The sequence below is a fragment of the Streptomyces sp. NPDC051180 genome, from assembly GCF_040689545.1.
Lineage (GTDB): Bacteria > Actinomycetota > Actinomycetes > Streptomycetales > Streptomycetaceae > Streptomyces.
Map to the genome: position 1 here is coordinate 1 of NZ_JBFBBC010000008.1, position 24,992 is coordinate 24,992.

Below are 24,992 nucleotides of genomic sequence, written 5' to 3' on the forward strand. Positions count from 1 at the left end.
TGGTCGGTGAGGACCGACTTGGAGTCGTGCAGGAGCCGGCCCACGAGGGTGGACTTGCCGTCGTCGACGGAGCCGGCGGTGGCGAAGCGCAGCAGCGAGGCGGCGGGGGCCTCCTGGGTGGTGGTCACGGACGTGGTGGTCACGGCTAGAAGTACCCCTCGCGCTTGCGGTCTTCCATGGCGGCCTCGGAGAGCTTGTCGTCGGCCCGGGTGGCGCCGCGCTCGGTGAGGCGGCTGGCGGCGATCTCGGCGATGATGTCCGCGTCGGTGGCGGCGTCGGAGTCGACGGCGCCGGTGCAGGACATGTCGCCGACCGTGCGGTAGCGGACCAGCCGCTTCTCGACCCGCTCGGTCTCCCTGGGCCCGCCCCACGCGCCGGCCGTGAGCCACATCCCGTCGCGGGCGAAGACCTCGCGCTCGTGGGCGTAGTAGATCTCCGGCAGCTCGATGGCCTCGCGCTCGACGTACTGCCAGACGTCCAGCTCGGTCCAGTTGGAGAGCGGGAAGACGCGGACGTGCTCGCCGGGCGAGTGCCGGCCGTTGTAGAGCGACCACAGTTCGGGGCGCTGGCGGCGGGGGTCCCAGGCGCCGAACTCGTCGCGCAGCGAGAAGACCCGCTCCTTGGCGCGGGCCTTCTCCTCGTCGCGGCGGCCGCCGCCGAAGACGGCGTCGAAGCGGTGGGAGTCGATGGCGTCGAGCAGCGGGACGGTCTGCAGCGGGTTGCGGGTGCCGTCGGGGCGCTCGCGCAGCCGGCCGGCGTCGATGAACTCCTGGACGGAGGCCACGTGCAGCCGCAGCCCGTGCTCGGCGGCGACCCGGTCGCGGTAGGCGAGGACCTCGGGGAAGTTGTGCCCGGTGTCGACGTGCAGCAGCGCGAAGGGGATCGGCGCCGGCGCGAACGCCTTGAGCGCCAGGTGCAGCATGACGATCGAGTCCTTGCCGCCGGAGAAGAGGATCACCGGCCGCTCGAACTCGCCCGCCACCTCGCGGAAGATGTGCACCGACTCCGCCTCCAGGGCGTCCAGGTGCGACAGCGCGAAGGGGTTCTCCGACGCCTCGGTCGGACGCCGGGTCGCGGTCGTCATGTCAGGCCCCTCTCGGTCAGGAAGGTGTGCAGCTCGGCGGCGGACTCCGCCACCGAGCGGCCCTGTGTCTGGATGCGCAGGTCCGGGTTCTCCGGTGTCTCGTAGGGGTCGTCGACGCCGGTGAGCCCGGAGATCTCGCCGGCGGCCTGCTTGGCGTACAGGCCCTTGACGTCGCGCGCCGAGCAGAGGCCGACGGGGGTCGCGACGTGGACCTCGACGAGCTCGGTGCCCCGGGCGGCGTGCCGGGCGCGGACGGCGGCGCGGGAGTCGGCGTACGGGGCGATGACCGGCACGAGGACCTTCACGCCGTGCGAGGCGAGCAGCTGGGCCACGAAGCCGATCCGGGTGACGTTGGTGTGCCGGTCCTCCCGTGTGAAGCCGAGGCCGGCCGAGAGGAAGGCGCGGATCTCGTCACCGTCGAGCACCTCGACCCGGTGGCCCTCGGCGCGCAGCCGTCCGGCGAGGGTCCGGGCGAGGGTGGTCTTGCCCGAGCTGGGCAGCCCGGTGAGCCACACGGTGGCACCGCGCGCGCGGGCCGCGGCCGCGGTGTCCCCGGCGGCCCGGGCGTGAGCTGTGGTCACGGCGATGTTCTCCCCGAATGTGAGGTGGCGGCGGGGGCTCCGTCGTGCGCGCGGCCGGCGGACGGACGGCGGCGGGAGCCCCCGGAAGGTCGCGGAGGCCCTCAGGCGTTGGTGAACTCGGCGAGGGTGCGGCCGAGCACGTCCATGTCGATCCGGTGCCAGGAACCGGGCAGTTCCAGGCCCCGGCCGTTGGGCAGCGCCTCCACCGTGGCCTGCGCCGCGGCACGCAGCCAGGCGCTGGTGTTGTCGCTGTTGAGGACGAGGGTCTCGGTCCGGTAGTCGGCGAGCCGCTCGACCGGGACGCTGTAGTCGCCGCAGATCAGCGTGTCGTACGCGAGGGTGTGGGCGTTCGCCTCGTTCATCGCCCAGATCGGGCCCTTGCGCCACTCGGCGATGGTGTCGGGGGTGAAGCCCAGGAAGCCGCCGAGGAAGTGCTCGACGGCCTCGTCGCGCCGGTCCTCGGCGAGGAGGACCCGGAGCGTCTTCGCGAAGTTCCACACCGGCTTGGGGAATCCGCCGACGCGGAAGAACGGCTCGTGCAGGGCGAGCCGGGTGATCGGGGCACCGGCGAGCGCCGCCTCGATGGCGAGGTTCGCGCCGGAGGACCCGGCGAACAGCACCGCCTCGCCGCCGGCCGCCTCGATGACCGCCAGCAGGTCCTCTATCTCCCGCTCGACGGCGTACTCGGGGGCGTCGCCGCTCTGGCCGCGCCCGCGCCGGTCGTAGACGTACGTCGTGCAGTGCGGCGTCAGTTCGGGCACGAGGGCGTCGAAGATCGTGTGGTCGCGGAACGACCCGTTGAGGAGCACGAGGGGCGGGCCTTCGCCCGCCTTCTCGTAAGCGATCGTCGTGCCGTCCCGGGAAACGACCTTGCGCATCTCGCACTCCTCATGCCGACCGGAGGTGCTCTCACCTCGCCGTATGTCGGCATCCTCGTGCGCGCCGCTGGATCACCGGTCGAGGACCGGTCGCGGGTGGCGGCCCGCGCCCGTCAGGACAGCCAGCCCGCCTCGGTGGCGATGCGGACGGCGTCGAGCCGGTTGCGTGCGTTCAGCTTCATCACGGTGGTCGTCAGGTAGTTGCGTACCGTGCCGATCGACAGATGGAGCTTCGCGGCGATCTCGCTGGGCTCGTCACCCTGGGCGGCCATCCCGAGGACCTCCGTCTCGCGTTCGGACAGGGGGTTCTCGCCGATGTCCCACGCGCTCATGGCGATCTGCGGATTGATCACCCTGCGGCCCGCGGCCACCTCCCTGACCGCCTGCGCGAGCCCTTCGGCCGGGGAGTCCTTGAGCAGGAACCCCGAGACGCGTGCGGCCATCGCCCTGCGCAGCAGACCCGGACGCCCCAGGCCCGTCATGATGAGCGTGCGGCAGTCCGGAAGCAGATCGTGCAGGGTCTCCGCTGCCGTGAGCCCGTCCATGTTCGGCAGGTCGACGTCCATGACGGCCACGTCCGGGCGGCACTCCAGCGCGGTGGGGACGATCAGGTCGCCCCGGTCCACCACGCCGACGACCTCCAGGTCGGGCTCCAGTTCGAGCAGCGCGACCAGCGCTCCTCGCACCATGTGCATGTCCTCGGCAAGGAGAATTCTGATCACCCGATTCTCCACTTATCCCCCTTTTACCTTCCTTGAAGGTATGCAATGCGCCTTAAAATACCCGTGAACCGTCAGTTCGGGGCGCCCGAATGCACGATCGAGTACTCCGGGTCGTGATCCGATGACAGACCGCGGTACCCGCGGGCCACCAGACGGACGTCCGCGAGCGCCTGACGCGAGATGTCGAGCACCGTCGTCAGCTCCTCCTGTGCCGGTCCCGGAGACCGGGGCAGCAGCCGGTGGATGAGCGCGCACTTCATCGTGACCTCGGAGAGGCTCGACCCCAGCACCTGGTGCAACTCGCGCTCCACGATCAGGCGTTCGCGCGCGACCGCCATCCGCACCAGGGCACCCCTGGCCTCGTGCAGTTCGGTGACCAGCCGGTACAGCGCGGTGAACGCGTAGACGGCCAGCCCCGCCATCAGCGACGAGTCCGTCTCGTAGACGATCTCGTACAGCGAGTCGCCCGCGGCCGCCCCCACCGGGACCACGACGGCGACCGAGGCGGCGTAGAACACCCACCGGAGCTTCCCGCCCAGGGTGAAGAGGAACGATCCGGCAAGGAACCCCGCCATCGACCCCCACGGCCCGCCGAGCCACAGCAGCGGCGCGTACGTGGCCGCCGCCAGGACGCCCAGCGCGAGCACCCGTGCGTACGCGGGCCAGTTCTGCGAGCGGCGCAGCGAGAGCTGCAGCTGCACCGCCACCACCACGGCGAGGCAGCCGAGGAAGGCGAGGACGGCGGCGCCCGAGGTCGTCGTGGCCGCCACGTTGATCACGGTGATGAGCGTGTAGCCGGCCAGGACCGCGAGCAGCATGGCCCGTGCCATCCGCGGCGCCCAGGGTCGGGCCGCCTTCCGTCCCTCCTCCGGCTCCGGCTCGGCCCGCCGCTCCTCCCGCCGCGGCACGGCCGGGGTGCGGGCGACGACCTCGAACCAGCCGTCGTCGTCCGCGCCGCCGCTCAGCTCGCCGCCGATCCCGCGCAGCCGGGTCGTCAGGTTGCCCAGTCCGCTGCCGCCGTCGGGCAGCGTGTCGAGGCTCGCCTCGCCGACACCGTCGTTGCGGATCCGCAGGGTGATCGTCCCGTCCTCGCGGGCGGCGGTGATCAGACAGTGCTGCGCCTTGCTGTGCCGCAGCGCGTTGGTGACCGCCTCGCGCAGCACGATGGCGAGGACGGTGTCGACCTCCCGCTCCAGCGGACCGCAGGCGAGGTCGGCCTCCGCCTCGATCTGCGCGGCGGAGAGGACGGAGAGCGCGGACTCGGCCTCGGCGGCCAGGGACATGTCGCGGTAGCCGGTGGCGACGACCCGCACGTCGGCCAGGGCCTCGCCGGCGATGCCGAGCACCTCGGCGACCTCGGAGCGGGCCCGGTCGGGCGCCGTCGGGAGCAGCCGGTAGCCCAGCTCGCTCTTCAGGGCGATCGCCGAGAGGCTGTAGCCGAGCAGGTCGTGCAGGTCGTGGGCGACCCTGAGCCGCTCCTGGATGACGGCCATTCCGGCCAACTCGCGCCGTGTGTCGCGCAATTCGGCGACCAGGTCGGAGAGGGAGCTGACCCCGTAGATGATCAGGCTGGCCAGCAGGGTGGCGCCGAATCCGTAGGCCGCCTTGTCGGGTCCGGCGAGGGCGACGACGGCGGCGACGATGGCCGCGACCACACCGGCGTACAGCGGCCAGCGGGGGCGGCCCGGGACCGTCAGGAGGACCGAGCCGGCGAGCAGTCCGGCCATGGCGCCCCACGGCATTCCGAGCCAGACGAGGGGGAGGAAGGTGACGACGGCCTGCGCGGAGAGGGTCATCGCGCGTGTGCGGGCGGGCCAGGCCCGGGGTCTGCGGGTGGAGTGCGCGTACTGCAGGGCGAGGACGGCCGCCATGCAGACGGCGAGTAACGCCAGTCGGCCGGGGCCCGGGTTCGCGTCACGGACGGCCAGCACGGTGACGACGGTGTGCCCGGCGAGGGTTCCCAGGGTGACCTGGAGCGCCATCCGTGATGCCTGCACCCCGCACGCGTCGTCCGGGTCGTCCTCGCCCTGGGGTGCGTCGAGCATCGGCGCGCGCCTCCTGGTCCGACCAGCGGTGGACGAGAGCACAGGCGACCGCCCGAGTACCCCCCTGAATACCGCCGGTGATCATACCTGGGAAGTAACGGCTTGTCATGAGCAGAATTTTCACTTTTCATGCACCATCGACCGGGCCCGACCGCCACCAGCGGCGATGCCCTCAGCCTCCTTTTTCAGCCGTTTCCGGCGCTACAGGAACAACGGAATGGGGTTCAGGTCCTCGTACGCGGTGGGGGAGTCGAGCCTTCCCAGGCGTACCGGCACGTCGAAGAGCCGGCCAGGGGCGAAGCGGGCCCAGAAGTGCCGCAGACCCGGCACGACGACCTTCACGACCGGAAGCCCGAGGTCCGGTCGCGTCTGGTCGAGGACGAACACCTCCAGACCGTGGCTCCGGGCCAGGGCGCAGAGGCGGTCCAGGTCGTCCCGCAGGTCCGTGCTCGGCACGTGGTCGAAGTCCGCCGGGGTCCGCGCCGGGAGCTCCGGATCCGGTGCGAGGTAGGGCTGTTCGGCGACGGTCGCCCCCTGCAGCCAGTCGAGCAGGTGCCGCGGCAGCCGCGACGTCGCCCCGCCCGACACGGCGGGCAGCATCTGGCCCAGCTCGGTGACCGCGCGGGACAGCGCGACGGCCGGGTCGAGGTGCGCGCCGAAGCCGAGCATGATCTCTTCGGCGGGCCCGTCGACGCGGCGCGACACCGCCGCCATCACCGGGATGCCCAGGTCGGCCGTGAGGTCGAGCACCCAGAGCGTGCGCCCCAGTTCGCTGAATCGTTCCGGCAGTGCCGAGACCCAGGCGTCGCCGAACGCGTCCAGGTCCACCGCCGCGTGCCGCGTGCGGTTGTACCACCACAGCGCGACGGCGTCCCGCTCCACCAGCTCCAGGAAGCCCTGCAGGATCGCGTCCTCCAGCGTGCCGCCCGCCGCGTTCCCGTTGGAGTCGGCGACGATCGACCCGACCCCGTCGGCGTCGAAGTACAACTGGCTGGTCGGCAGCAGCCGGTGTCGGCCCTCGGTGAGCGACCACACGGGCGTCCACTCGATCTCGGCGTCCTCGTCGAACCGCTCCGGCACGTACTGGAACGGGATGCCCGGCGCGTTCCACCGGTCCCGCTCCCGGTACTGCCGCTCGTCGAACAGCATGCACGCGCCCGGGTGCACCGCGTCCGGCGCCAGCGCCCGGTAACTGCCCAGCACCGTCGCCTCGTCACGGAACCGCGACGCGCTGTACCGCTCCACCGCCTCGCACAGGCCGCTGACCCGCGCGTCCAGATCGGTCCGCCCCTTGCCGCCGCTCTGCATCCGCAGCCCGGCACGGAACGTCGACAGGTCCGACCCGGCGAACGCCAGGTTCGGCCCCGCCTGGTAGCAGTGCAGGAACGACGGGCTGCGCGGATCGCGCACCACCCGCTCCACGATGCCCGTGACCGGATCGGCGAGGTGCCCGAACCGCGCCCACATCTCCTCCGCCGACAGCGCCCGGTGGCCGTTGCCCGCCGCGACCCCCTTCGGCCGCGACACCGGCCGCACCGGCTTCCGCGCCTGGTCGGCGACGAGTCCCGGGTCGCCGCAGTCCGCGCACTGCGGCCGGCGTTCCACGGGATGGTGACCGGCGCTCAGCGTCAGGGTGTCCAGGGACCAGACCGCGCTCTGGCTCTCGTCGCGCATCCCCGCCAGCCACTTCGCCGCCTGGAGCGCCGCCGTCTGCAGCCCCAGTTCCCGCGTCGCCGCCAACGACGCCTCCGGTACGCGCACCGGACCCGCCAGACCCAGCGCGCGCCGCACCTGGCCCTCACCGCGCCGGTGGGAGCGGAGCCGTACCGCGAGGCATGACCAGCAGGGACCTGAACCCGGCTGGAAGACGGGACCGATGCAGAGCTGCGCACCGTAGGGCTTGGCCGGCAGCCAGGGCCGGCCGTCCGCGATCCGGGCGGCGTTGAACGCGGCCAGCTCCGGGTCGAGGTAGTCGTCGCACACGACCAGGGTGAACGGAGCGTCCGGGCCGCAGGTCAGACCCGCCGCGCGGCAGGCGCGCTCGGCGGCCTCCGCGTCGGCGCCGCCGACCGCCACGACGGTCACCTCCGCGTCACCGGGACCGCCGACTCCGGCGAGGTCCCAGTACGCACCGGCCGCCGCGTCCTGCGGGCCCGAGTGGTAACCGACGAGGCCCGCGGAGGCGAGCCGGCCGAGCATGCCGTCCAGCTGCTCGGCGGGGATGTCCACAGCGGCCCGCAGTTCGGGGAGGGTCAGCGAGCCGTCGAGAAGGGGGGCCATCTTCTGGATGGCGGTGCCCGAGAGGGCCGTCGTGCCTCGCGGGGAGACGAGGTAGACCGCCTCGCCGGGGACGATCTCGGCGCGGAAGTGGCGCCGGAAACCTATCCGCTCGTCAGCGCGCACCGTGCGCCGCTCTATCGCGCCGCGTCGACGGGCGTCGTGTAACACCACGGGGCCGGGTTCTCCCCGTCGGAGGGGGAGCCGTCGAGGTTCTCGATGATCAGGTCGTCGAAGCCGGGAGTGGTCTGCATGACGTCGCCTCTCTCTTCCGCCTGCCGCAGCCGGTTCGTCGCTGCGGTGCCCGAAGTCAACAGCGACCCCGGCGAAGGCCGCCATGCGCCGATTCACGTTCCCCATGTGAATTCTTCATACGGGAGAGATGTGCAGCTCAGTGGGCAACTCCCGGCGATCTCGGCATGCTGGAGACCGAGATCGATAGGTGCGATGCCTGGAGGAACGCAATGTCCGAAGGTCCTACAAGGTTCGACCCCGTCAACGCCGGTCAGCAGCCCGGACCGCTGAGCATCGGACTGCTCGGCTCGCTGTCCCTGCATCTCGACCGGACGCCCGTGACGGCCAGCGCCCCCAAGCAGCGACAGGTGCTGGCGCTCCTCGCCCTGAACGCCGGCCGGGTCGTGACCGTACCGGCGCTCATCGAGGAACTCTGGGGCGACCGCCCCCCGCGCAGCCACGCCACCACCCTGCAGACGTACGTCCTCCAGCTGCGCAACGCGCTGGCGGCCGCCGACTCCGACCGGCCCGGCGTGCGCCAGATACTCGGCACCTGCCACAGCGGCTACCTCCTGGAGGACGGCGCCTGTACGACGGACGTCGAGGTCTTCGAGCGTCACGTCCGCTCCGGCCGCAACGCCTCCGAGGCGGGCGACCACCGGCGTGCCTCCGAAGAGCTGCGCCAGGCGCTGCAGTTGTGGCGGGGACCCGCGCTGGTCGACGTCCGCAAGGGCAGCGTCCTGGAGATCGAGGCGGTGTCCCTGGAGGAGAGCCGGCTCGGCGCCCTCGAACGGCGCATCGAGTCCGACCTCGCCCTCGGCCGCCACGCCGACCTCCTCGGCGAGCTGACCCGGGTCGTCGCCCGGAACCCCATGAACGAGAACCTGTGCGCCTACCTGATGATCGCCCTCTACCGGGCGGGTCGCGTCGGGCGCTCCCTGGAGGCGTTCCACCGCCTCCGCTCCGTGCTCAACCACGAGCTGGGCGTCGAGCCCTGCCCCCGTCTCCAGGGCCTGCAGACGGCCATCCTCTCCGGGGACCCGACCCTGGACGTCTGGTCCGTCTCCTGGTCCCCCGAGGAGTTCGCCGCCAACCGCCTCGCCCGCGCCTCCTGATCCCGCGCCGGGATCCTCCCCACGCCGCAGGAGCCGTCACGACGGCACACGGCTCCTGGTGGGAGGCGGGCGGACGGCCGGCCACCGGCCGCCCGGACCGGCGCACCCCCCCGGTCCGTCCTTCCCGGGTCCGACCCCCGGTCCCTTCCCGCCGGTCCGGTCGGCCCCCGCCGGTCCCGTCGGCCCTCGACCGCTGGGCCCCCCGTCCGCTCAGCCCTCGACCGTGATCTCCCGCTTCAGGATCTTGCCGGTGGGCCCCTTCGGCAGCCCCGTCACCAGCCGGACGATCCGCGGGTACTTGTACGGTGCCACCCGCTCCTTCACGAACGCGCGCAGCTCGTCCGCCGTGGCCTCGGCGCCCGGCCTCAGGGAGACGACGGCGGCGATCTCCTCGCCGTGCACCTCGTGCGGGACGCCCACCACGGCCGCCTCGGCGACGGCCGGGTGCTCGTAGAGGACCTCCTCGATCTCGCGCGGGTAGACGTTGTAGCCGCCGCGGATCACCAGGTCCTTCTTGCGGTCCACGATGAAGTAGAAGCCGTCCTCGTCGCGCCGGGCGAGGTCGCCGGTGCGGAACCAGCCGTCGGTGAACGCGGCCGCGTCGGCCTCCGGACGGTTCCAGTACCCCGCCATGACGTTCGGCCCCCGGACGGCGATCTCGCCGACGTCGCCCTCCGCGACCTCCTTGCCCTCGTCGTCGACCAGCCGGACCGACACGCCCTCGACGGGGGTGCCGATCGACCCCGGCTTGCGGGGGCCGTCGAGCGCGCCGAAGGTGACCACCGGGGCGGTCTCGGACAGGCCGTACCCCTCGACGACCGGGCAGCCGAAGGCCGACTCGAAGCGGTGCAGCACCTCCACCGGCATCGCCGAGCCGCCGGTGACGCAGAGCCGCAGCCCCTCCTCGCCCGTCAGCCCGGTCGAGCCGGCCGCCTCCGCGGCGGCGAGCAGGCCCAGGAACATGGTGGGCACGCCCTCCATCACCGTGACCCGGTCCCTGGCGAGGATCTCCAGCGCCTTCGCGGCGTCGAAGCGCGGCAGCAGGGTGATCTCGGCGCCGGTGAGGACCGCCGCGTTGAGCCCGCAGGTCTGGCCGAAGACGTGGAAGAACGGCAGCCCGCCGAAGACCGTGTCCGCCGCCGACATCCCGAGCACCCGGGTCACGGTCGCGGTGTTGGAGCCCAGATTGCCGTGGGTGAGCCGGGCGCCCTTGGGCCGTCCGGTGGTGCCCGACGTGTAGAGGAGGACGGCGAGGTCGTCGTCCGTCCGCTCCACGACCTCGGCGAGCGGCTCGGCCCCGGCGAGCCCGGCCTCGAAGCCCGGGTCCGTCACGTCGACGCACGCGACGCCCAGCTCCCGCGCCGCCGCGCCGGCCTCGGCCATGGCGGGGCCCCAGGCCAGGATCAGCCGGACCCCGCAGTCGCCGGCGCCGTAGCCGATCTCCCCGGACTTCAGCAGGGGGTTCATCGGCACCGCGACCGCGCCCGCCCGCAGCACGCCGTAGTAGGCGACCGCGAAGTGCGGGACGTTCGGCAGCAGGATCGCCACCCGGTCGCCCGGCCCCACCCCGCGGCCGGCCAGCCAGCCGGCGACCCTCGCGCTCCGCTCGTCCAGCGCCCGGTAGTCGAGCGTCCGGTCGTCCAGCCGGATCGCCGTGCCGTCCGGCCGCGCCGCCGCGGTGCGAGCCAGATTCAGGGCCAGATTGGTCACCGTCGACCTCTTTCCGATGGTTCGGGCATGCTGCGGGCAGGCTATCCGCCGCCCGCGGCGCGCCCTCGGCACCCGCCCCTCCTCCGTGGTGGTTCAGAGGCTGCGGGCGGTGATGTCGCCGTAGGCGGTGTCGGCACGGATGGCGAGGGGGGCGTCGGCGCCGACGCTGTTGCGGAGGGTGTTGGTGATGCGGCCGAAGGCGGTGGTGGCGTCGAGGGTGGCGGAGGTGCCGTGGGCGGCGCCGATGGTGAGGGTGCCGGCCTGGGTGTGGAGGGTGACGGTGCCGCGGTGGGCTTCGGTGACGGTGATGTCGCCCTTGAGGGTGCGGAGTTCGGCGGCGCCGTGGAGGCGGTTGACGGTGATGTCGCCGGCCTGGAGGGTGAGGCGGGCGGCGGCGGTCTCGTCGAGCTCGGCGGTGGCGGCGGCGCCTTCGAAGGTGACGTCGCCGAGGCGGCCGACGCCGCTGAGCCGGCCGGCGGCGGTCCTGGCGTCGACGTGGGAGCCGAAGGGGAGCCGGACGGTGATCTCGACGGTGCCGGAGTCGCCCAGGACGCGGTTGCCGGGGGTGGGGGTCTCGATGTGCAGGACGCCGTCGGTGTAGTGGACGCGGACCTGCTCGGCGGCCTTGGTGTCGCGGCTCTTGGCGGGGTCGGCGGGACGGACGTCGACGGTGGTGTCGGTGCGGTCGGTGGCGACGAGGCGGATGTCGCCGGCGGCGATGTCGACGCGGGCGGTGATGGCGGCGGGGGTGGTGAACGTCTGCATGGTTCCTTCTCCTTCTCCGGTGGCGGGCTCTTGGTCGGCCCGTCGTTTCCGTTGATGGAAAAGCTACGTTGCGTTCGAGAGTCTGGCAACGAGTTCGACGCCGCTGGATCCAGTAAATGCAGCTCAGGGCCGCTATTTCATTGCAACGATCCTGAAGGTAATGCAACGTCAGCTGAGCATCTCATTGCAATGATCTGAGGGTGAACGCTATGCGGCCCCCAGCCGTTCGCGAGCGGGGCCTGCGATCGTCGTCCCGCGCGGAGGCGGCGCGACGGGGAAGGTGACCGGTCGAGGTCCGGATCGTTGCCCGGTCGTCAACGAATACAGCTGGAGGTGTGCGGTGGGCGGACAGTCGACGAGCATGGCCAGGGACCTGCTCCTGGGCGAGGCCGAGGACGTACGGAGAGCGGCCGAGGCGCTGGAGGAAGGCGCCGCCGTGGCCCACGGCTTCGGCAACCTCTACGCCCTGACGGCGCGACCCGACCGGGCGACCGTCGCCCGGGTGAACCGGATGAAGGGCCGCCCGGCCGACCAGGTCGGCAGCGTCACCACCGTCCGCGAACGCGTCGGTTCCCTCTTCGACTGGACGAGGCTCCCCTCCGAGCTGCCGCGCCGCCAGATCGAGGACCTCGTCGACGAGCTGCTCCACCTCGGCCCGTTCGGCCTCCGGGGACCCGCCGCCGCCCACGTCCCGTCGCACCTGACGGCGGTCCGTCAGGGCGTCGACACCGTGCAGTTGATCGTCCCCGGCCACCTCTGCCCGTCCAACGCCTTCCTCGCCGAGGCGATGGAGCTCACCGGCACCGGGTTCCTCGCCGTCACCTCGGCCAACCGCTCACGCCACCTGACCGGCGCGGACCACGAGCCGGCCCACTGGCGCGCCGAGGGCGTGCTCGCGGACTTCGGCCACGAGCCGGACGTCCGCGTCCTCGCCCACGATGACGAGGCCGCGGCCCTGCGCCGCCATCCCTACCACGCGACGACCTCGACGACGGTGCTCTCCTTCCACCACAGCCCCGGCCACGGGCGCTCCGGCATGCCCGCCCTCACCCTCGAACGGCACGGCTCCCTCTCCGCCGACCACACCCGCTCCGTCGCCGCCAACCACGGCTTCACCCTCGCCGTCGCCCCCCGCGCCGCCCGCCGCCTCCCCGCCCGCACCTACACGGACTGACACCTCCACCGGCCCCGGGGCCCGCGCCCGCCAGGACGGACCCCGGCGCCGCACCCGGCCGTCGACGCTCCCGCCCGCGCGGACGGACCCGGGCGCCGCGCCCGGCCGTCGAGGTTCCCGCCCGCGCGGACGGACCCGGGCGCCGCACCCGGCCGTCGACGCTCCCGCCCGCTGTGGGCATGCGGGGCTACCGGTGCGGCGAGCTGTGCGGACGGGGCGGCGCGCTGCTGTCCCGTACGACGAGCTCCGGCGGCAGTGTCAGGCGGCGGGGCGGGAGCTCCGGCCCGCCCACGGCGTCGAGGAGGAGCGCCACCGCGCGGCGGGCCATCCGGGCGTGCGGCAGGACGACGCTGGTCAGGGCGGGCCGGGAGGACGTGCCGGCGGGGCAGTCGTCGTAGGCGACCACGGACAGGTCGTCGGGTACGGAGAGCCCCGCCGTCCTGGCCGCCTCCAGGGCCGCCGTCGCGAGGACGTCGCGGGTGGCGAAGAGCGCGGTGGCGCGGGGATGCGCGGCCAGCGCCTCGCGCGCCGCGCCGAACGCGCCCCGGAAGGACGGGTCGTGGACGAGGTGCACGGCGCCGTCGGGGAGCGTCCCTCCCGTCTCGGCGAACGCCGTCCGGAAGCCCTCGACCCGCCGCGCGTGCGTCGGGCCCGCGAGGACCACCACCTGCTCGTGGCCCAGTTCGCGGAGGTGACGGCCCGCCAGCCGGCCGCCCCGCTCGTAGTCCACGGTCACCACGGGGAACCGCTCGGGCGCGTCGGTCTCCCAGGCGCACAGGGCCACCGGGAACCGCGCGTCGGCCAGGAGGGGCAGGTGGTCGAGGAGATCCCGGTCGCCCGCGATGAGCAGGGCGTCCACGGAGCGGCTCGTCAGCCCGGCGAGGTGGCGGCGGGCCCGTTCGCCGTTCTGGCGCGTGGTGCAGAGCAGCAGGTGGAGGCCGTGCTCCTCCAGCGCGTCCTCCACCTCCTCCACCAGCTCCGCGTAGAACGCCGTGCCGACGGTGGGGACGAAGAGGCCCACGGTGCGCGTGGTGCCGGTGGCCAGCGAACGGGCCACGAGGTTGGGCACGTAGCCCAGTTCGTCGATCGCGGCCCGCACGCGTGCCGCGGTCTGCGGGCGCACACCGACGCGCCCCGTGACGACGTTGGAAACCGTCTGTTTCGTGACGCCGGCCCGCCGCGCCACGTCCTGCATCGTCACCATGGAGAACCTCATCCGACCGGTCGAAGCCGAGGTCGGAACGGTAGTCCCGCTCCGGATCGGGGTCAACGCGGCCTCGTCGCTCGCCCCTTGCGGTCATGTCGAACACGTGCGATTCCGTTGGATTCTGCGGAGAACTTTGCGCAAGGGCCTTGTTTTACCGGTCAAATGAGCCGTACGTTCCCTCTGTCGCCAGGCCCGTACCGGTTCACCCGCACCACCCCGGCTCCCTCCAGAGGAGCCCCCGCGCCACCCGGACGTCCCCGCCCCGGCTCCCCGCATCCCCACCCCGCGCACCCGCACCCCGGTCTCTCCGCACCGCCTCGGCCCCGAGTCCCGACGGGCCCGCCCCCCCCACGGACGCCGCCGCGTGCGCGGCATCCCCCCACCCCCATGAGGAGTACCCGTGTCAGCTCCCAGACGAAGGCTGGTCAAGGCGCTCGTCGCCCTGACCGCCGCCGCGGTCGGCGGCGGCGCACTGATCCCGGTGAGCGCGTCGGCGGCACCGGAGGCCGCCACCTACACCGTCACCGTCGGCGCCAAGGGGTCGTGGACCCACCCGACCGACACCCCGGCCGCGCCGTACATCGACAAGGACGGCACCTTCTACTTCCAGCAGTCCCACGCCCTCTACGGGGCGAACGACCCGCGCAAGTGGGAGTTCTACACGGGGAAGAACCTCGACACCGCGACCCGCTCCGCCGCGATCAGCGACGCCGTGAACCCGGCCAACACCAACGACAGGAACAACGACACCACCTGGCGCTGCAACAACAGCCCCACGGGTCGGGAGTCGACGTACGCGCCGGCCGGATCCGGCTACGCCCAGCGGAACTACTGCGACCTGGCCGGCCTCTGGGTCGACCCGGACACCGGCGACTGGTACGGCCTCGTGCACAACGAGTTCACCCCGCAGCCCTTCGGCGACGGCCTCCACTTCGACGCCATCGACTACGCCGTCTCCAAGGACCAGGGCCGCACCTGGTCCGTCAAGGACCACGTGATCACCTCCCCGTACAGCACCACCCGGGGCGACACCGCGGCGTTCCCGCAGCAGACGTACGACTACGGCGACGGCGACCAGCGCCTCTTCGTGGACACCGGGTCGGGCTACTTCTACGTGTTCTACGGCTCGCGGATCGTGAACAAGGGCGGCGGCTGGGGGGCCTTCTACAGCCACGTGGCCCGCGCGCCGATCGCCGACAAGATGGCGCCGGGCTCCTGGCAGAAGTGGTACGGCGGCAGCTGGTCGCAGCCCGGGAAGGGCGGCAGGGAAAGCAACATGGTGCCCGTCGGGGCGGCCGGCGGCACCGGGTACACGCCGGTGAACAAGGAGTACAGCCCGCTCAACGCCGGCAGCATCAGCCAGCAGGTCGCCGCGGGCACCATGCCGGCGACGTCCCCCCTGTTCGTCATGGACATCACGTACAACGCGTACCTCGGGCTCTACATCGGCGAGCCGCAGGCCGTCGACCAGAGCGGCAACGCGTCCCAGGAGCTCTACGCCACCGACGACCTGACCAAGCAGAAGTGGTTCCGCCTCGGTGACACCGGCAGCCACAAGAACGCCTCGTGGTACCGCTGGTTCCTCGACAGCGCGAACAGGACGAGCTCCGGAATCGTCGGCAAGGACTTCCGCTCCTACTGCTCCTTCGGCTGCTCGGGCGGCTCCTCCGCCGAGTACGTGAACCTGACGGTCGACAGCTCCGCACCCGCCGCGCCGATCGACACCGGCGCCTCCTACCGGATCGCGGCCGCCGGGGGCCGGGTCCTCGCCCAGGTCGCGGGCGGCTCCGCCACCACCTCCACGGCAGCCGCCACCGGCTCGGCCCTGGAGTCCTGGATCTTCACGTCCAACGGCGACGGCTCCCACCGCATCGCCAACGCGTCCACGGGGCAGCTGCTCGGCGTCGACGCCACCTCCGACGCCGGACGGGCGTGGGGCGCCAAGCCCACCGTCACCGCCGCGCCCGCCGGCGGGCCCACCGTCGGCCAGCAGTGGTGGGTCGTCCCCGGCACCTCCGCCGCCGACGACACCCCCACCGGCACGTACCGCCTGGTCAACCGCTACAGCGGCCTCGTGATCGGCCTGTCGGGCACCTCGGGCCGACTCGCCGAGACCACTCCCACCCGCACCTGGACCAACACCACCGGCAACGGCGTCGGCGGCACCCGCACCGCGGCCGAGCAGGTCCTGACCCTCACCCCGACCGGGACGGCGCCCACCAACCTCGACGGCATCCACACCCTCGTCACCGGCGGCAAGGCCCTCGACGACCCCGACCACAGCACCACGGCCGGCACCCAGCTCATCACCTGGACGCCCAGCGGAGGCGCCAACCAGAAGTGGCGGTTCACCCGGCAGACCGACGGCTCCTACGAGATCGCCAACGTCGAGTCCGGCCTCTGCGCCGACGTGGAAGGCGCCTCCACCACCGCCGGCGCCAAGATCGTCCAGTGGACCTGCACCGGCTCCGCCCACCAGCGCTGGAACGTCACCCGCCGGCCCGACGGCACCTACAAGGTCGCCTCCCTCCGCAGCTCCCTCCTCCTCACCACCGCCTCCACCGCCAACGGCGCCCTCACCACCCAGCAGCCCGACACCGGCTCCCCCCTCCAGCTGTGGTCCATCGACTGACCACCCCCCACCCGACCCACGTGCCCGCCCCCGCCCTCGCGACGGGGGCGGGCACGCCGCCTTTCCGGAACGGCCGCCCCTCCGGGAACGGCCGGGCACCGGCACGGTGGAGGGGAGGGGGGGAACAGGGAGCACAAGGACCACGGGGAGCACAGGGAGCACAGGGGTTACTCCACGTCGACGCCGTATCCCCGTACGAGCTCCTCCAGACCGTGGTCGTAGCCCTGGCCGACGGCGCGGAAGCGCCACCGGGGGCCCCGGCGGTAGATCTCGGCGAGCAGCAGGGTGCGTTCGCTGGTGGCGGCGTCCAGGGTGGACTGGGCCGCGGCCGGGGCGTCGAACCCGGGCGCGAGGGTCATCTGGACCGCTCCGATGTCCCCGAAGGTGGCGGCTCCGTCCACGGCGGCGGCGATCGCGATCCGGTGGACCGCGGGAGGCAGCACCGCGAGATCGACGGCGATGCTCTGCTCGGTCGGGCCGTCGCACAGGAGACGGGTGGCCCCGTCGGGACTCTCGGGCGCGCTGTAGAAGACGAAGTCCCCGTCGCAGGAGACCTGCTGCTCCTCGTCGAGGACGAAGGCGACGACGTCCACCTCGCAGTCCGTCCGCTGCGCCCAGGAGGCACTCACATGCCAGCGGCCCGTGTCCCCGGGGAGATCGACGACCCCGCCGCGCGGGAGCACCTCCGTCGTCGCGCCCTGCCGGGCGGGGGCGGGTGCGGCGCCGGCGGCCTGCTCGGCGGTGGGATCCGTGAGCCACTCCCGCGCGTGGACCGGAAGCCGCAGCGCCGTGATGCGTGTCATGCGGCGGTCGCGCTCGCCCCCGGGCATCAGCACGACGTCGGTGACGCTCGCCGAGAGGTTGATCGCGGCCGTCCCGCCCAGCTCGACGACCCTGGTCCGGGCCGAGGCCGCCTCCTCGTGCGTGCCGCCCAGCACCAGCACCCGCCGTCGGCCGAACGGCTTGACGGAGGGCGCGGACTCGGGCCGCCTCGGGGCCGGCACCTCCGCGACGGCGACGGGCGAGGGCGCCGGACGCCCGGCCGGCGCCTCGGCCGGGGCCGTGACCTCCGGGGCCGTGACCTCCGGGGCCGGCGCGTCCGTGGCCGGCGAGTCCGGCTTCCTCCCCGGCGTGCGGTTCTCGTGCGGCGTTCCGGGGCGCACGTCTGCGAGCAGTTCGAGGAAGGTCCGTTCGTCGACGACCGTGACGCCCTCGGCGATCGCGCGCCGCGCCTTCGCGGAGCCCGAGGCCGCGTCGTCGGTGACGAGAACGCCGGTGTGCCGACTGACCGACGACATGACGTTCAGCCCGGCGGCGACGGCGCGGGCCACCAGTTCGGCCCGCGAGGTCGCGGTCTCGCCGGTGAAGGCGACCTTCATGCCCTGGACGAGCGGTTCGCCGGGCACGGGCCGGCCGGGGTTGCGATAGGCGCACGGGGTCTTCGGCGCCTTCGGCGCGAACTGCGGATCCTGCCGGGGCGGGCAGGGCACCAGCGGCAGCGGGACGTCCAGCCGCGCGGCCTCCGCGAGGGACGACCGGAAGATCCCGGCGAGCACCCGCGCGTCGTCCAGCGCGTCATGGGCGTTGACCTGCGGCACGCCGTAGTGCGCGGCCAGCGACGCCAGACCGAGGCTCGCGACGGGCGGCTCCACGCGCCGGTTCAACGCCAGGGTGCACAGCCGCCGGGCGACCGGGAGACGGAGCCGGGCGCGGGCGAACTCATGGGCCAGGAAGTCGTAGTCGAACTGCGCGTTGTGGGCCACCATGACACGGTCCTGCAGGAGTGCCCCGATCCGTCCGGCCACGTCCTCGAAGGACGGCGCGCCGCTCAGCCGTTCCGGCGTCAGTCCGTGGACGTGCACGGGGCCGGGGTCGCAGCCCGGATTCAGCAGGGTGGAGAACTCGTCGGTCTGCACCCCGTCCGGCCCGAAGGTCAGCACCGCGACCGAGAGGATCCGGTCACGTCGGGCGATCAGGCCGGACGTCTCGACGTCGACCAGAGCCCAGTCGTACGCGTAGTCGGGCAGGTGTGACACGTCGAGTGTGGTGGCCGAGAGCATGCCGACAAGGATGATCCGGACACGATCGCGACTTCAACCCGAATGCCGATTTGTCCCCTCGCCTCCCGCGGGCCCCCGACCGGATCGCCCGCCCGTCCTCCCGCCCTGCCGACCCCCGCCCGCCACCCGCCACCGCTCCCGCCCGGACGACTCCCGACACCCCCGGCCCCCCTACCCGCCGCCCGCACCTCGCCCGTCACACACCCCTGACCAGCAAAAAAGGACCCTCCCGAAGGAGGGTCCTCGTCGTGCGCCCCCGGCAGGACTCGAACCTGCGGCCAAGTGCTTAGAAGGGACTTGGCCGCAGCAGCGAACCTGGGCCGCTGACCAATCACTTCGATGCTCTCCCGAGGGGTACCTCGGAGCCTTCCCCACGCATCCACCGGAGGACCTGATTCCGGGCGTTGGTAGGGCATGTTCCATCTAGTTTCCGAATTATCGCGACTCAAGCGACTCATCGCGTCTCAATGCAGGTCAGAGGGGGTGCCCCCTGGATGAGCATCGCGACTCATCGCGACTCAGATCGCGACTCAGTCCTCAACGTTGAAGAGACCACCGCGCGGGGCGGTGGTCTCTTCAATCTGGCCGAGGAGTGTTGACCTCGCTGATGTCGAATCCTGCTGCGCCCGAGGTTCTGATCTTGAGAGGGTGTGTCCGTACGAGTCGGACCTGAGGGGACGGAGCCACCACCCTTGATCATTCTGGACACCAACATCCTCTGGGGCGTGACGCTGGATAACAGCACCGCCGACCTCCTCCGGGCACTCGCGGCGGCCGATATCCACGTCGCTGTCCCGTCGGTGACCTTGGAGGAGTTGGTCTCGCAGCGGACTCTGGAATACGTCGCGGCGCACGAGTCGGCGGCTTCAGCGGTTGCCCAGCTGCAGCGGCACGTTCCGTGGGGTGGGGTGCCCAGCCTCGGCCAGGCCGAGAAGGAACGGCACCGGGAGCACTGGCGGGACGTGTACCGGCGCATGGTCGAGGTCATCGAACCGAGCGCGGAGGTACTGCGGACCGCGCTCTTCCGAGAGTCCAACGTTCTGCTGCCGTGCAAGCGGCTTGGGAAGGGCGACAAGACCGGTTCCCGTGATGCCGCGATCTGGCTGACGGCCGTCGAGTACGCACGCGATCACGAGGACGAGATGGTCTACTTCGTCAGCGCGAACACGAAGGACTTCGGTGACGGTACCCAGTACTCGGACCCCATGAGGACGGACCTTGCGGGTATCGAGGACCGATTCTTTCACCTCACTTCCCTGGACGACGTCGTGGAGCTCTTCGCGAAGCCGGCAGAGCTGGACGAGGGCTTCCTCCCTGTGCTCCTGGCACGCGAGGAGTGGCTCGAACTAGTCACTGAAGCGTTGTCCGACCACCTGCCGGTATACGACCCCAATGACGACGCGGGATGGTCGAACCCTCGTCTTCTTTACACTCCGCTCGGGGACGGCGAGAGCGCGGGGGAAGCTCACCTTGCGTCGGGGTGGTTCGACCCGCCCACGCTCACCTTCGACTGCGTCTCGGACATGACTGCCCACAGCATTGGCGGACAGGACTGGTACACGGCCACGGTTCGGTGGCTCGCCTCCGGCTTGATGATGCTGACCGCACCGAAGCTCACCCCTGCGGCGAACGTTCTGGAGACTCGTGTACTCGTGACGCAGGACGAGAGCGGCGCACGCATGTCGATCCTGCACAGCCAGCCTCCCCAGGCACTCACTGCTGAGGAGGTCAGCCGGGTTCCCAACACGTGGACAAATTGGAGGCAAGAGCTGGAGGCGCGGTTCCCTCCCAACCGGTTGCCGAGGCAACCCTCCGCCGGGACGGCGGCCCTTCCTCAGCTCAAGACGGCGATCCTTCCTCAGCCCGACTCGTCGGCCGAGGCATTGGCCACCCTGCTCACGTTGGCCGTCACTGCCTGGACGAATCGAAAGAAGTCGAAGTAGGCCGCCTCCTGGCCGCACTCGGGGCCGAGTCTCTGGCCGCTGTAGTCCAAAGGGCATTAGCCACGCTCCAGACTTAGTTGGACCCTCTCGTTGCGCCTCCGTTCGCCCGGCCGCGCCGCCGGGCTCTCGTTCACGCTCACCACCGACCGCGACTCAATGCGTCTCAGATCGCGACTCAGCCTCCGACCGCAGAAGAGGCCACCGAGCGGGGCGGTGGTCGCTTCTCGGCTCCGTCGGGACTTGTCGTCGTGGGCCCGTGTCTTCCGCTCAGTCGGGCAGCGGACCGCCCCAGGCGCGTTCGGTCAACTCACCCAAGACTCCTGGCGCGACCGTCCGCGGGTCGACAGCCTCACTGGGCGCGGACGTCTTGTACGTACCGTCCGGCTGCTCGGATCGGTCGTAGTCCTTAACCCAGAACACCTGGCGGACGAACCTGCCAGTGTCTCCGCTCGGCGCATCCGCCTTGAGTACGGAGTAGCCGACCCGCCGGCCCGTCCCGTTCCACCCCACCGGCTTCCGCCGGTGGGGTGGACAAGCGAGTCACGGTCTGGCGAACGTAGTTGAAGTCACCCACGTCCTCGGTCCAGATGATCTGTTCCTTGAGCTCCAAAGCCGCACGATCCTCCAGCAAGGCTCCTTCTGAGCTGGACCAGTTGCCCTGCGGGCGAGCCTCGCCGCGTCCTGTGTTCTACCGCCTGATACGTCAGTCCGATGCCCTTGCAAGGTCACAGAAGGCCATGTGCTTCTTGCTGCGAAGGAAGAGGTGAACTTTTCCGCCCGCCTCAACCTCTCGCGCCTGCTCAAGAGAAGCATCCTTCCAGGCACAGAGGAGGAACCCAGGACCGGAGGTCTGGTGACTGCGACAGCAGTCAGCGGCTAGGCAACGGACGTGTCCTCGGCTTTCCCAGCTTCGCCGATCACGTGCTCCATAACGATCCGCGTGTACTCCCACAGGGCTGCCAATAGATGCGTAGCACCAAAGGCGCGACCATCAGTAGTGAGAACCTGGACTTGAGCTGTGACGCTGTACTGACCTTGGACGGATTCGATGCGCCCCTTGGTGCGATGCCGCAGCAAGACGGCCCCGTCTTCAAAGGGGGCGATAATCACCTCGGTGTCGGGCGGCATGCTGGCGGCCGCCCCCTCCTCAGACTCGAACTGGATCGCTGGCGTGTGCTCGACGGACTGAGGCGCTAGGTCGGGCTTTACCTGAAAGTGATGCTTGGTCTTGTTGTCGAGATCACGTAGAAGCAATAGCAAGTCATGCTCAAGAGTGCCGCCGTGATCGAGGCGATGAAATGGCTGCACTTGCTCTAGTGTATTGCGGCACCATTCGGGGAGGCAGGACAGTGATTTTTGTCGACTCTTCCACTCTTTCGACGAGCCACAGATAGGGAAGAAAAGTGCATTGAGTTGCTTATCGTCCGCCACGCTAGACTGTCGAGCGATCGCTACGATTAGATTATCGAGCGTGGCTCGCAGGTGATTGACAGCTTCGCCGAATCGAAAGCCCCACTCGGCAAGTGACGGAGGTCGAGAAACCTGCAGTCGCAGCTCCCAGCTAAGCCGATCTTCGGCGATCCACGCTTCGGCCCCATACGGGTCACTGGCACCCCAGGACTGCATCTCGGCCGACAGCTCCGCTCCGAGCTGGTTAGCTCGCGCCAGTCGGCTAATTTGATCACTGAAGTCCACTTCGCACCCCCAACTTTCGTCACACGCCGCCACTTCACTGCCAGCCTGGCGATCAGGTCGATCCGACTCGCGCGGCCAGCTCCCGCTGGTCGACAGCCCGTCGCCTCAAGATCACCTAAGACGACCGGCAGCCTTTAGCCGGCAAGTCCAAAGTAGGCGAGCACCAGCTGGGTGATGACCCCTGCAGTCACACCTGTGCCAACCTCACTGGTCGACCGGCCTCCGAGCGCCAAGACTCGACCAAGCCATCCCTGTACACGTGGCCCGGGCTCAGTCAACTCGCCGTCACTTTCCGCCCTGTCAGCGGTTAGAGCGGCTTCCAAGTCCACGATAAGCCGCTCATTCACACCGGCTTGACGAAGAGATTCGATGAGCTCTGCATCACTTCTCGCAGGAGCAGCATATGAATTCTGGGTAAAGTTGCGTGAACCCAATGCCACATTAGCTCCCGGGCCGTTGATAACGGTCTGAAAGATCTCCTTGGCCTTCTCTTCTGGCACGAGTGACTCGCCCGCCCTTTCCCCCGCCTCCGGGTCTTCGGCTTCAAGCTGTAGAGCGAAATCCAAAATGCGAGCACGCACACCATCAAGAACAGATCTTAGGTGTGCAGTGGGGAGTGAGCGCCAAATGGAGAAGGCCCCCATCCCTTCATAGAGGGTAAAATCTCCACGATTTTGCAGATAGTTGAACCGAGCTACGAGATCTGGCGACCAGGGCATTTTGAGCTCCCGGGTGCCAGCTTTAAGAAGGTCCTCCAGCTCGGATACGCCATGCCTGAGGTGAACACTCCTGAATGCCTCTGCATTAAATGGATCCGGAAGCAAGGAGAGTGCCACTGGGGCTCCATCCATTGAGGAACCGAAAGGACCATGAAACCGCCCGTACGTACGGACCTCGATCGGCCCGCGGTAAGCAGGCACCTGATCGTTCGAGTATCCGAAAAGTTCGGACTCAATCCATCGATCCGCCTCGAGTACCCTCAGGCGCCTCGCCACAATTCGAGCCTGCCGAAGAAGGCTGGTGGTCGAGGTGGCTTCACCCGCCGAGTCTCTAATCAAGTCCTGCAAGAGTGCCACGGCGCCCCTCCGGAACAGCTTGGTACCCGCCACAGTGTTCGGCGGCTGCCCAGTCTGCCTGAAGCGAGCACCCTCTGCGGTCCATTTAGGAGGCGAGGTTGGCGGGTTGACCAACCTCGCCCCGACCGCGACCTCTCAGTGAAGCCCAGGGACCCTACCGACGGCAAGAAGATGGGAACTCGCTGCGAGCAGGTCCGGGTACGGCTCAGCCATTCGCGCAGCTGCCATAGCTGAGGCAACCAGATCGTCTGACGGAGTACCCCCGGACTGCTCAACAGCCTTAAGGAGCGACCACGCCGGCCCCTCAACGCCGAGCACTTCCACGTCAACCAGCCCCGCCTGGCGCATCTCATCAGCAAGCTCAGCTGGGCGATGGAAGTACGACAGCGTGAATCCCTTGCCGTCGTGCACAGCCGTTTCAAGGATCTTCGAAACTGCGCTCTGGAGGCGCTCGGTGTGGAGGTGTGCGTACGTCACATGCTCGAACAGCGATGCGTAGCGGTTGATCGCTGCAACAGCCACGACGCCTCCGCACTTAGCGACGCGTCGGGCCTCAGCGAGTGCCGTCTGCCGATCCTTGGGATCTGGGAGGTGGTAGAGCGGGCCAAGCAACTGCACCACGTCGAACGAACCGTCCCGTGCAGCCAGGTCGCGCGCGTCCCCCACTGTCGACGGGCATACCTTTGACGCCTGTTCTACGTGGCGAGCAATGGGGTCAACCAGTTCGACCTCGAAGCCATCTTCAACAAGCCATCGGGCGTGTACCCCCGTGCCGCCGCCAACGTCGAGGACGCGCGCCGGCGGCGCTGGCAGGTGCCGCCGCAGGATCTCCTGCGTGCGGATCAGCTCCAGGCGACCATCCGCCGTAGCTGTCAGGCGGCCGTCTTCGTCGATGACCTGGGAGTAGAAATGCTCGATCTGGGGCGCCAGCTCTGGTTTCGGCATGGCGGAATTATCCTGTGTACCGGTGGACCAGTCCAGTCGCGGTTCAAGGAGAGTCATGGCACTACTGAAGTACGAAGAGATTGCAGAGAGCTTGCGCGCCCGGATCGCGGCCGGAGAGTTCGCGCCGGGCGAGATCGTCCCTTCGGGCCGCGACCTGGCAGAGCAGTGGTCCGTCTCCCGGGCCACCGCCATCAAGGCCATGGACGTCCTGCGGAACGACGGAGTTATCGAGGCACGTCAGGGGACCGGCTTCATCGTCACCGAAACCCCGGTTGCACGACCTGCAGGCGATCGACGTGCAGGCTCGGCCCGCGTTGCGGGAGGGATGCCCTTCCTTCGGGTAGGCACGCCTGACTGGGTCGAGCCACCGGCACACGTGGCGGAGGTCTTGCGGATGGGGGAGGGAGAGCGGGCCCTGCGTCGAGTGCGCCTGCTGCAGCTCCCCGACGGCAGTCCGCATAGCCTTGTACAGGCGTGGTTTCCGCCTGACGTAGCGGAAGCAGCCCCGCGCCTCGCGCAAACAGCCCCCATCGCGGAGGGCACGACGCGGTACGTGCGCCGACAGACCGAACGTTTCCCTGTCGAAGGCCGGGACACCAGCACCGTGCGCCTGGCAATCGAGACTGAGGTCGAGCACCTGGACCTCACCGAATCGACACCCGTCGCCGTAGTACTCCACGCCGCCTACGACCAGGAGGGCCGCCCCCTCGTCTGCGAGGAAGGCGTCACGCCGGGACCTCTCTACGAGCGCGTGGAAAGGTACCCCATGTAACCGTGTGACACGAAGCCAGCTGGACCGGTCCGCCGGTCCAGCTTTTTTGTGCGCGGAAACACGCACCTGACCAGCAG

At 70.5% G+C, this 24,992-nt stretch carries 19 protein-coding genes; 5 read left to right on the forward strand and 14 right to left on the reverse strand.

Annotated elements, in window-relative coordinates:
• Positions 1-145: 145 nt before the first annotated feature.
• The 6 genes from cysD to AB0424_RS16120 all read right to left on the reverse strand — a co-directional run bounded on the left by cysD (position 146) and on the right by AB0424_RS16120 (position 7,713).
• Positions 146-1,084, reverse strand: coding sequence for a sulfate adenylyltransferase subunit CysD (cysD, locus tag AB0424_RS16095; RefSeq protein ID WP_366305787.1), 939 nt, complete (start codon positions 1,082-1,084; stop codon positions 146-148).
• On the reverse strand, positions 1,081-1,665 hold the full coding sequence (gene cysC / locus AB0424_RS16100; protein WP_366305789.1) for an adenylyl-sulfate kinase: 585 nt from the start codon (positions 1,663-1,665) through the stop codon (positions 1,081-1,083). The genes cysD and cysC overlap by 4 nt, the downstream gene beginning before the upstream one ends.
• Positions 1,666-1,766: 101 nt before the next feature.
• Positions 1,767-2,543, reverse strand: a complete 777-nt coding sequence (locus tag AB0424_RS16105; RefSeq protein WP_366305791.1) for an alpha/beta hydrolase — start codon at positions 2,541-2,543, stop codon at positions 1,767-1,769.
• Between the two features lie 113 nt (positions 2,544-2,656).
• The gene (locus AB0424_RS16110) at positions 2,657-3,265 is read right to left on the reverse strand and encodes a response regulator transcription factor (RefSeq protein ID WP_366305793.1); all 609 of its coding nucleotides are present in this window, start codon (positions 3,263-3,265) and stop codon (positions 2,657-2,659) included.
• A gap of 71 nt (positions 3,266-3,336) precedes the next feature.
• Positions 3,337-5,310 carry a histidine kinase gene (locus AB0424_RS16115; protein WP_366305795.1) on the reverse strand — a complete coding sequence of 658 codons (1,974 nt, stop codon included), beginning with the start codon at positions 5,308-5,310 and terminating at the stop codon, positions 3,337-3,339.
• Between the two features lie 201 nt (positions 5,311-5,511).
• Positions 5,512-7,713: a TOMM precursor leader peptide-binding protein gene (locus AB0424_RS16120; RefSeq protein WP_366305797.1), complete on the reverse strand. Its 2,202-nt coding sequence runs from the start codon at positions 7,711-7,713 to the stop codon at positions 5,512-5,514.
• Positions 7,714-8,051: 338 nt separating this feature from the next.
• Between AB0424_RS16120 and AB0424_RS16125 the strand changes: the two genes are divergently transcribed.
• Positions 8,052-8,936 carry an AfsR/SARP family transcriptional regulator gene (locus tag AB0424_RS16125; protein ID WP_366305799.1) on the forward strand — a complete coding sequence of 295 codons (885 nt, stop codon included), beginning with the start codon at positions 8,052-8,054 and terminating at the stop codon, positions 8,934-8,936.
• A gap of 210 nt (positions 8,937-9,146) precedes the next feature.
• Here the strand turns inward: AB0424_RS16125 and AB0424_RS16130 are convergent, their stop codons facing one another.
• A complete protein-coding gene (locus tag AB0424_RS16130) occupies positions 9,147-10,646 on the reverse strand; it encodes a long-chain fatty acid--CoA ligase (protein WP_366305801.1) in 1,500 nt (499 codons plus the stop codon).
• Positions 10,647-10,739: 93 nt separating this feature from the next.
• Entirely contained in the window at positions 10,740-11,411 is a 672-nt protein-coding gene (locus tag AB0424_RS16135) for a DUF4097 family beta strand repeat-containing protein (RefSeq protein WP_366305802.1), read from the reverse strand.
• A 361-nt stretch (positions 11,412-11,772) separates the two neighbouring features.
• On the opposite strand from AB0424_RS16135, the gene AB0424_RS16140 reads away from it, so the two are divergent.
• Complete coding sequence (locus tag AB0424_RS16140; RefSeq protein ID WP_366305804.1) at positions 11,773-12,585, forward strand: hypothetical protein; 813 nt, start codon at positions 11,773-11,775, stop codon at positions 12,583-12,585.
• Positions 12,586-12,772: 187 nt separating this feature from the next.
• On the opposite strand, the gene AB0424_RS16145 is transcribed toward AB0424_RS16140, so the two are convergent.
• Entirely contained in the window at positions 12,773-13,789 is a 1,017-nt protein-coding gene (locus tag AB0424_RS16145) for a LacI family DNA-binding transcriptional regulator (protein ID WP_366305806.1), read from the reverse strand.
• Between the two features lie 403 nt (positions 13,790-14,192).
• Here AB0424_RS16145 and AB0424_RS16150 point away from each other — a divergent pair, with 403 nt between their 5' ends.
• The gene (locus tag AB0424_RS16150; RefSeq protein ID WP_366305808.1) at positions 14,193-16,424 is read left to right on the forward strand and encodes an RICIN domain-containing protein; all 2,232 of its coding nucleotides are present in this window, start codon (positions 14,193-14,195) and stop codon (positions 16,422-16,424) included.
• Between the two features lie 167 nt (positions 16,425-16,591).
• Here the strand turns inward: AB0424_RS16150 and AB0424_RS16155 are convergent, their stop codons facing one another.
• Positions 16,592-18,484, reverse strand: a complete 1,893-nt coding sequence (locus tag AB0424_RS16155) for a TerD family protein (RefSeq protein WP_366305809.1) — start codon at positions 18,482-18,484, stop codon at positions 16,592-16,594.
• A 692-nt stretch (positions 18,485-19,176) separates the two neighbouring features.
• On the opposite strand from AB0424_RS16155, the gene AB0424_RS16160 reads away from it, so the two are divergent.
• A complete protein-coding gene (locus AB0424_RS16160) occupies positions 19,177-20,427 on the forward strand; it encodes a PIN domain-containing protein (protein WP_366305811.1) in 1,251 nt (416 codons plus the stop codon).
• Positions 20,428-20,694: 267 nt separating this feature from the next.
• On the opposite strand, the gene AB0424_RS16165 is transcribed toward AB0424_RS16160, so the two are convergent.
• From AB0424_RS16165 to AB0424_RS16180, 4 genes are all read right to left on the reverse strand, one after another.
• On the reverse strand, positions 20,695-20,937 hold the full coding sequence (locus tag AB0424_RS16165) for a DUF6009 family protein (protein ID WP_366305813.1): 243 nt from the start codon (positions 20,935-20,937) through the stop codon (positions 20,695-20,697).
• Between the two features lie 366 nt (positions 20,938-21,303).
• Positions 21,304-22,122, reverse strand: coding sequence for a hypothetical protein (locus AB0424_RS16170; protein ID WP_366305814.1), 819 nt, complete (start codon positions 22,120-22,122; stop codon positions 21,304-21,306).
• A gap of 134 nt (positions 22,123-22,256) precedes the next feature.
• Positions 22,257-23,231, reverse strand: coding sequence for a hypothetical protein (locus AB0424_RS16175; protein ID WP_366305816.1), 975 nt, complete (start codon positions 23,229-23,231; stop codon positions 22,257-22,259).
• Positions 23,232-23,333: 102 nt separating this feature from the next.
• Positions 23,334-24,143, reverse strand: a complete 810-nt coding sequence (locus tag AB0424_RS16180; RefSeq protein ID WP_366305818.1) for a class I SAM-dependent methyltransferase — start codon at positions 24,141-24,143, stop codon at positions 23,334-23,336.
• A 55-nt stretch (positions 24,144-24,198) separates the two neighbouring features.
• Between AB0424_RS16180 and AB0424_RS16185 the strand changes: the two genes are divergently transcribed.
• Positions 24,199-24,915 (forward strand): GntR family transcriptional regulator, encoded by a 717-nt coding sequence (locus AB0424_RS16185; protein ID WP_366305820.1) that lies wholly within the window; start codon positions 24,199-24,201, stop codon positions 24,913-24,915.
• The last annotated feature ends 77 nt before the right edge of the window (positions 24,916-24,992 follow it).

Coding starts and splice junctions, on each gene's coding strand:
- AB0424_RS16140 (WP_366305804.1), top strand. CDS start 11,773: ATGGCCAGGGACCTGCTCCTGGGCGAGGCCGAGGACGTACGGAGAGCG.
- AB0424_RS16185 (WP_366305820.1), top strand. CDS start 24,199: ATGGCACTACTGAAGTACGAAGAGATTGCAGAGAGCTTGCGCGCCCGG.
- cysD (WP_366305787.1), bottom strand. CDS start 1,084: ATGACGACCGCGACCCGGCGTCCGACCGAGGCGTCGGAGAACCCCTTC.
- AB0424_RS16135 (WP_366305802.1), bottom strand. CDS start 11,411: ATGCAGACGTTCACCACCCCCGCCGCCATCACCGCCCGCGTCGACATC.
- AB0424_RS16125 (WP_366305799.1), top strand. CDS start 8,052: ATGTCCGAAGGTCCTACAAGGTTCGACCCCGTCAACGCCGGTCAGCAG.
- AB0424_RS16155 (WP_366305809.1), bottom strand. CDS start 18,484: ATGCTCTCGGCCACCACACTCGACGTGTCACACCTGCCCGACTACGCG.
- AB0424_RS16105 (WP_366305791.1), bottom strand. CDS start 2,543: ATGCGCAAGGTCGTTTCCCGGGACGGCACGACGATCGCTTACGAGAAG.
- AB0424_RS16180 (WP_366305818.1), bottom strand. CDS start 24,143: ATGCCGAAACCAGAGCTGGCGCCCCAGATCGAGCATTTCTACTCCCAG.
- AB0424_RS16145 (WP_366305806.1), bottom strand. CDS start 13,789: ATGGTGACGATGCAGGACGTGGCGCGGCGGGCCGGCGTCACGAAACAG.
- AB0424_RS16115 (WP_366305795.1), bottom strand. CDS start 5,310: ATGCTCGACGCACCCCAGGGCGAGGACGACCCGGACGACGCGTGCGGG.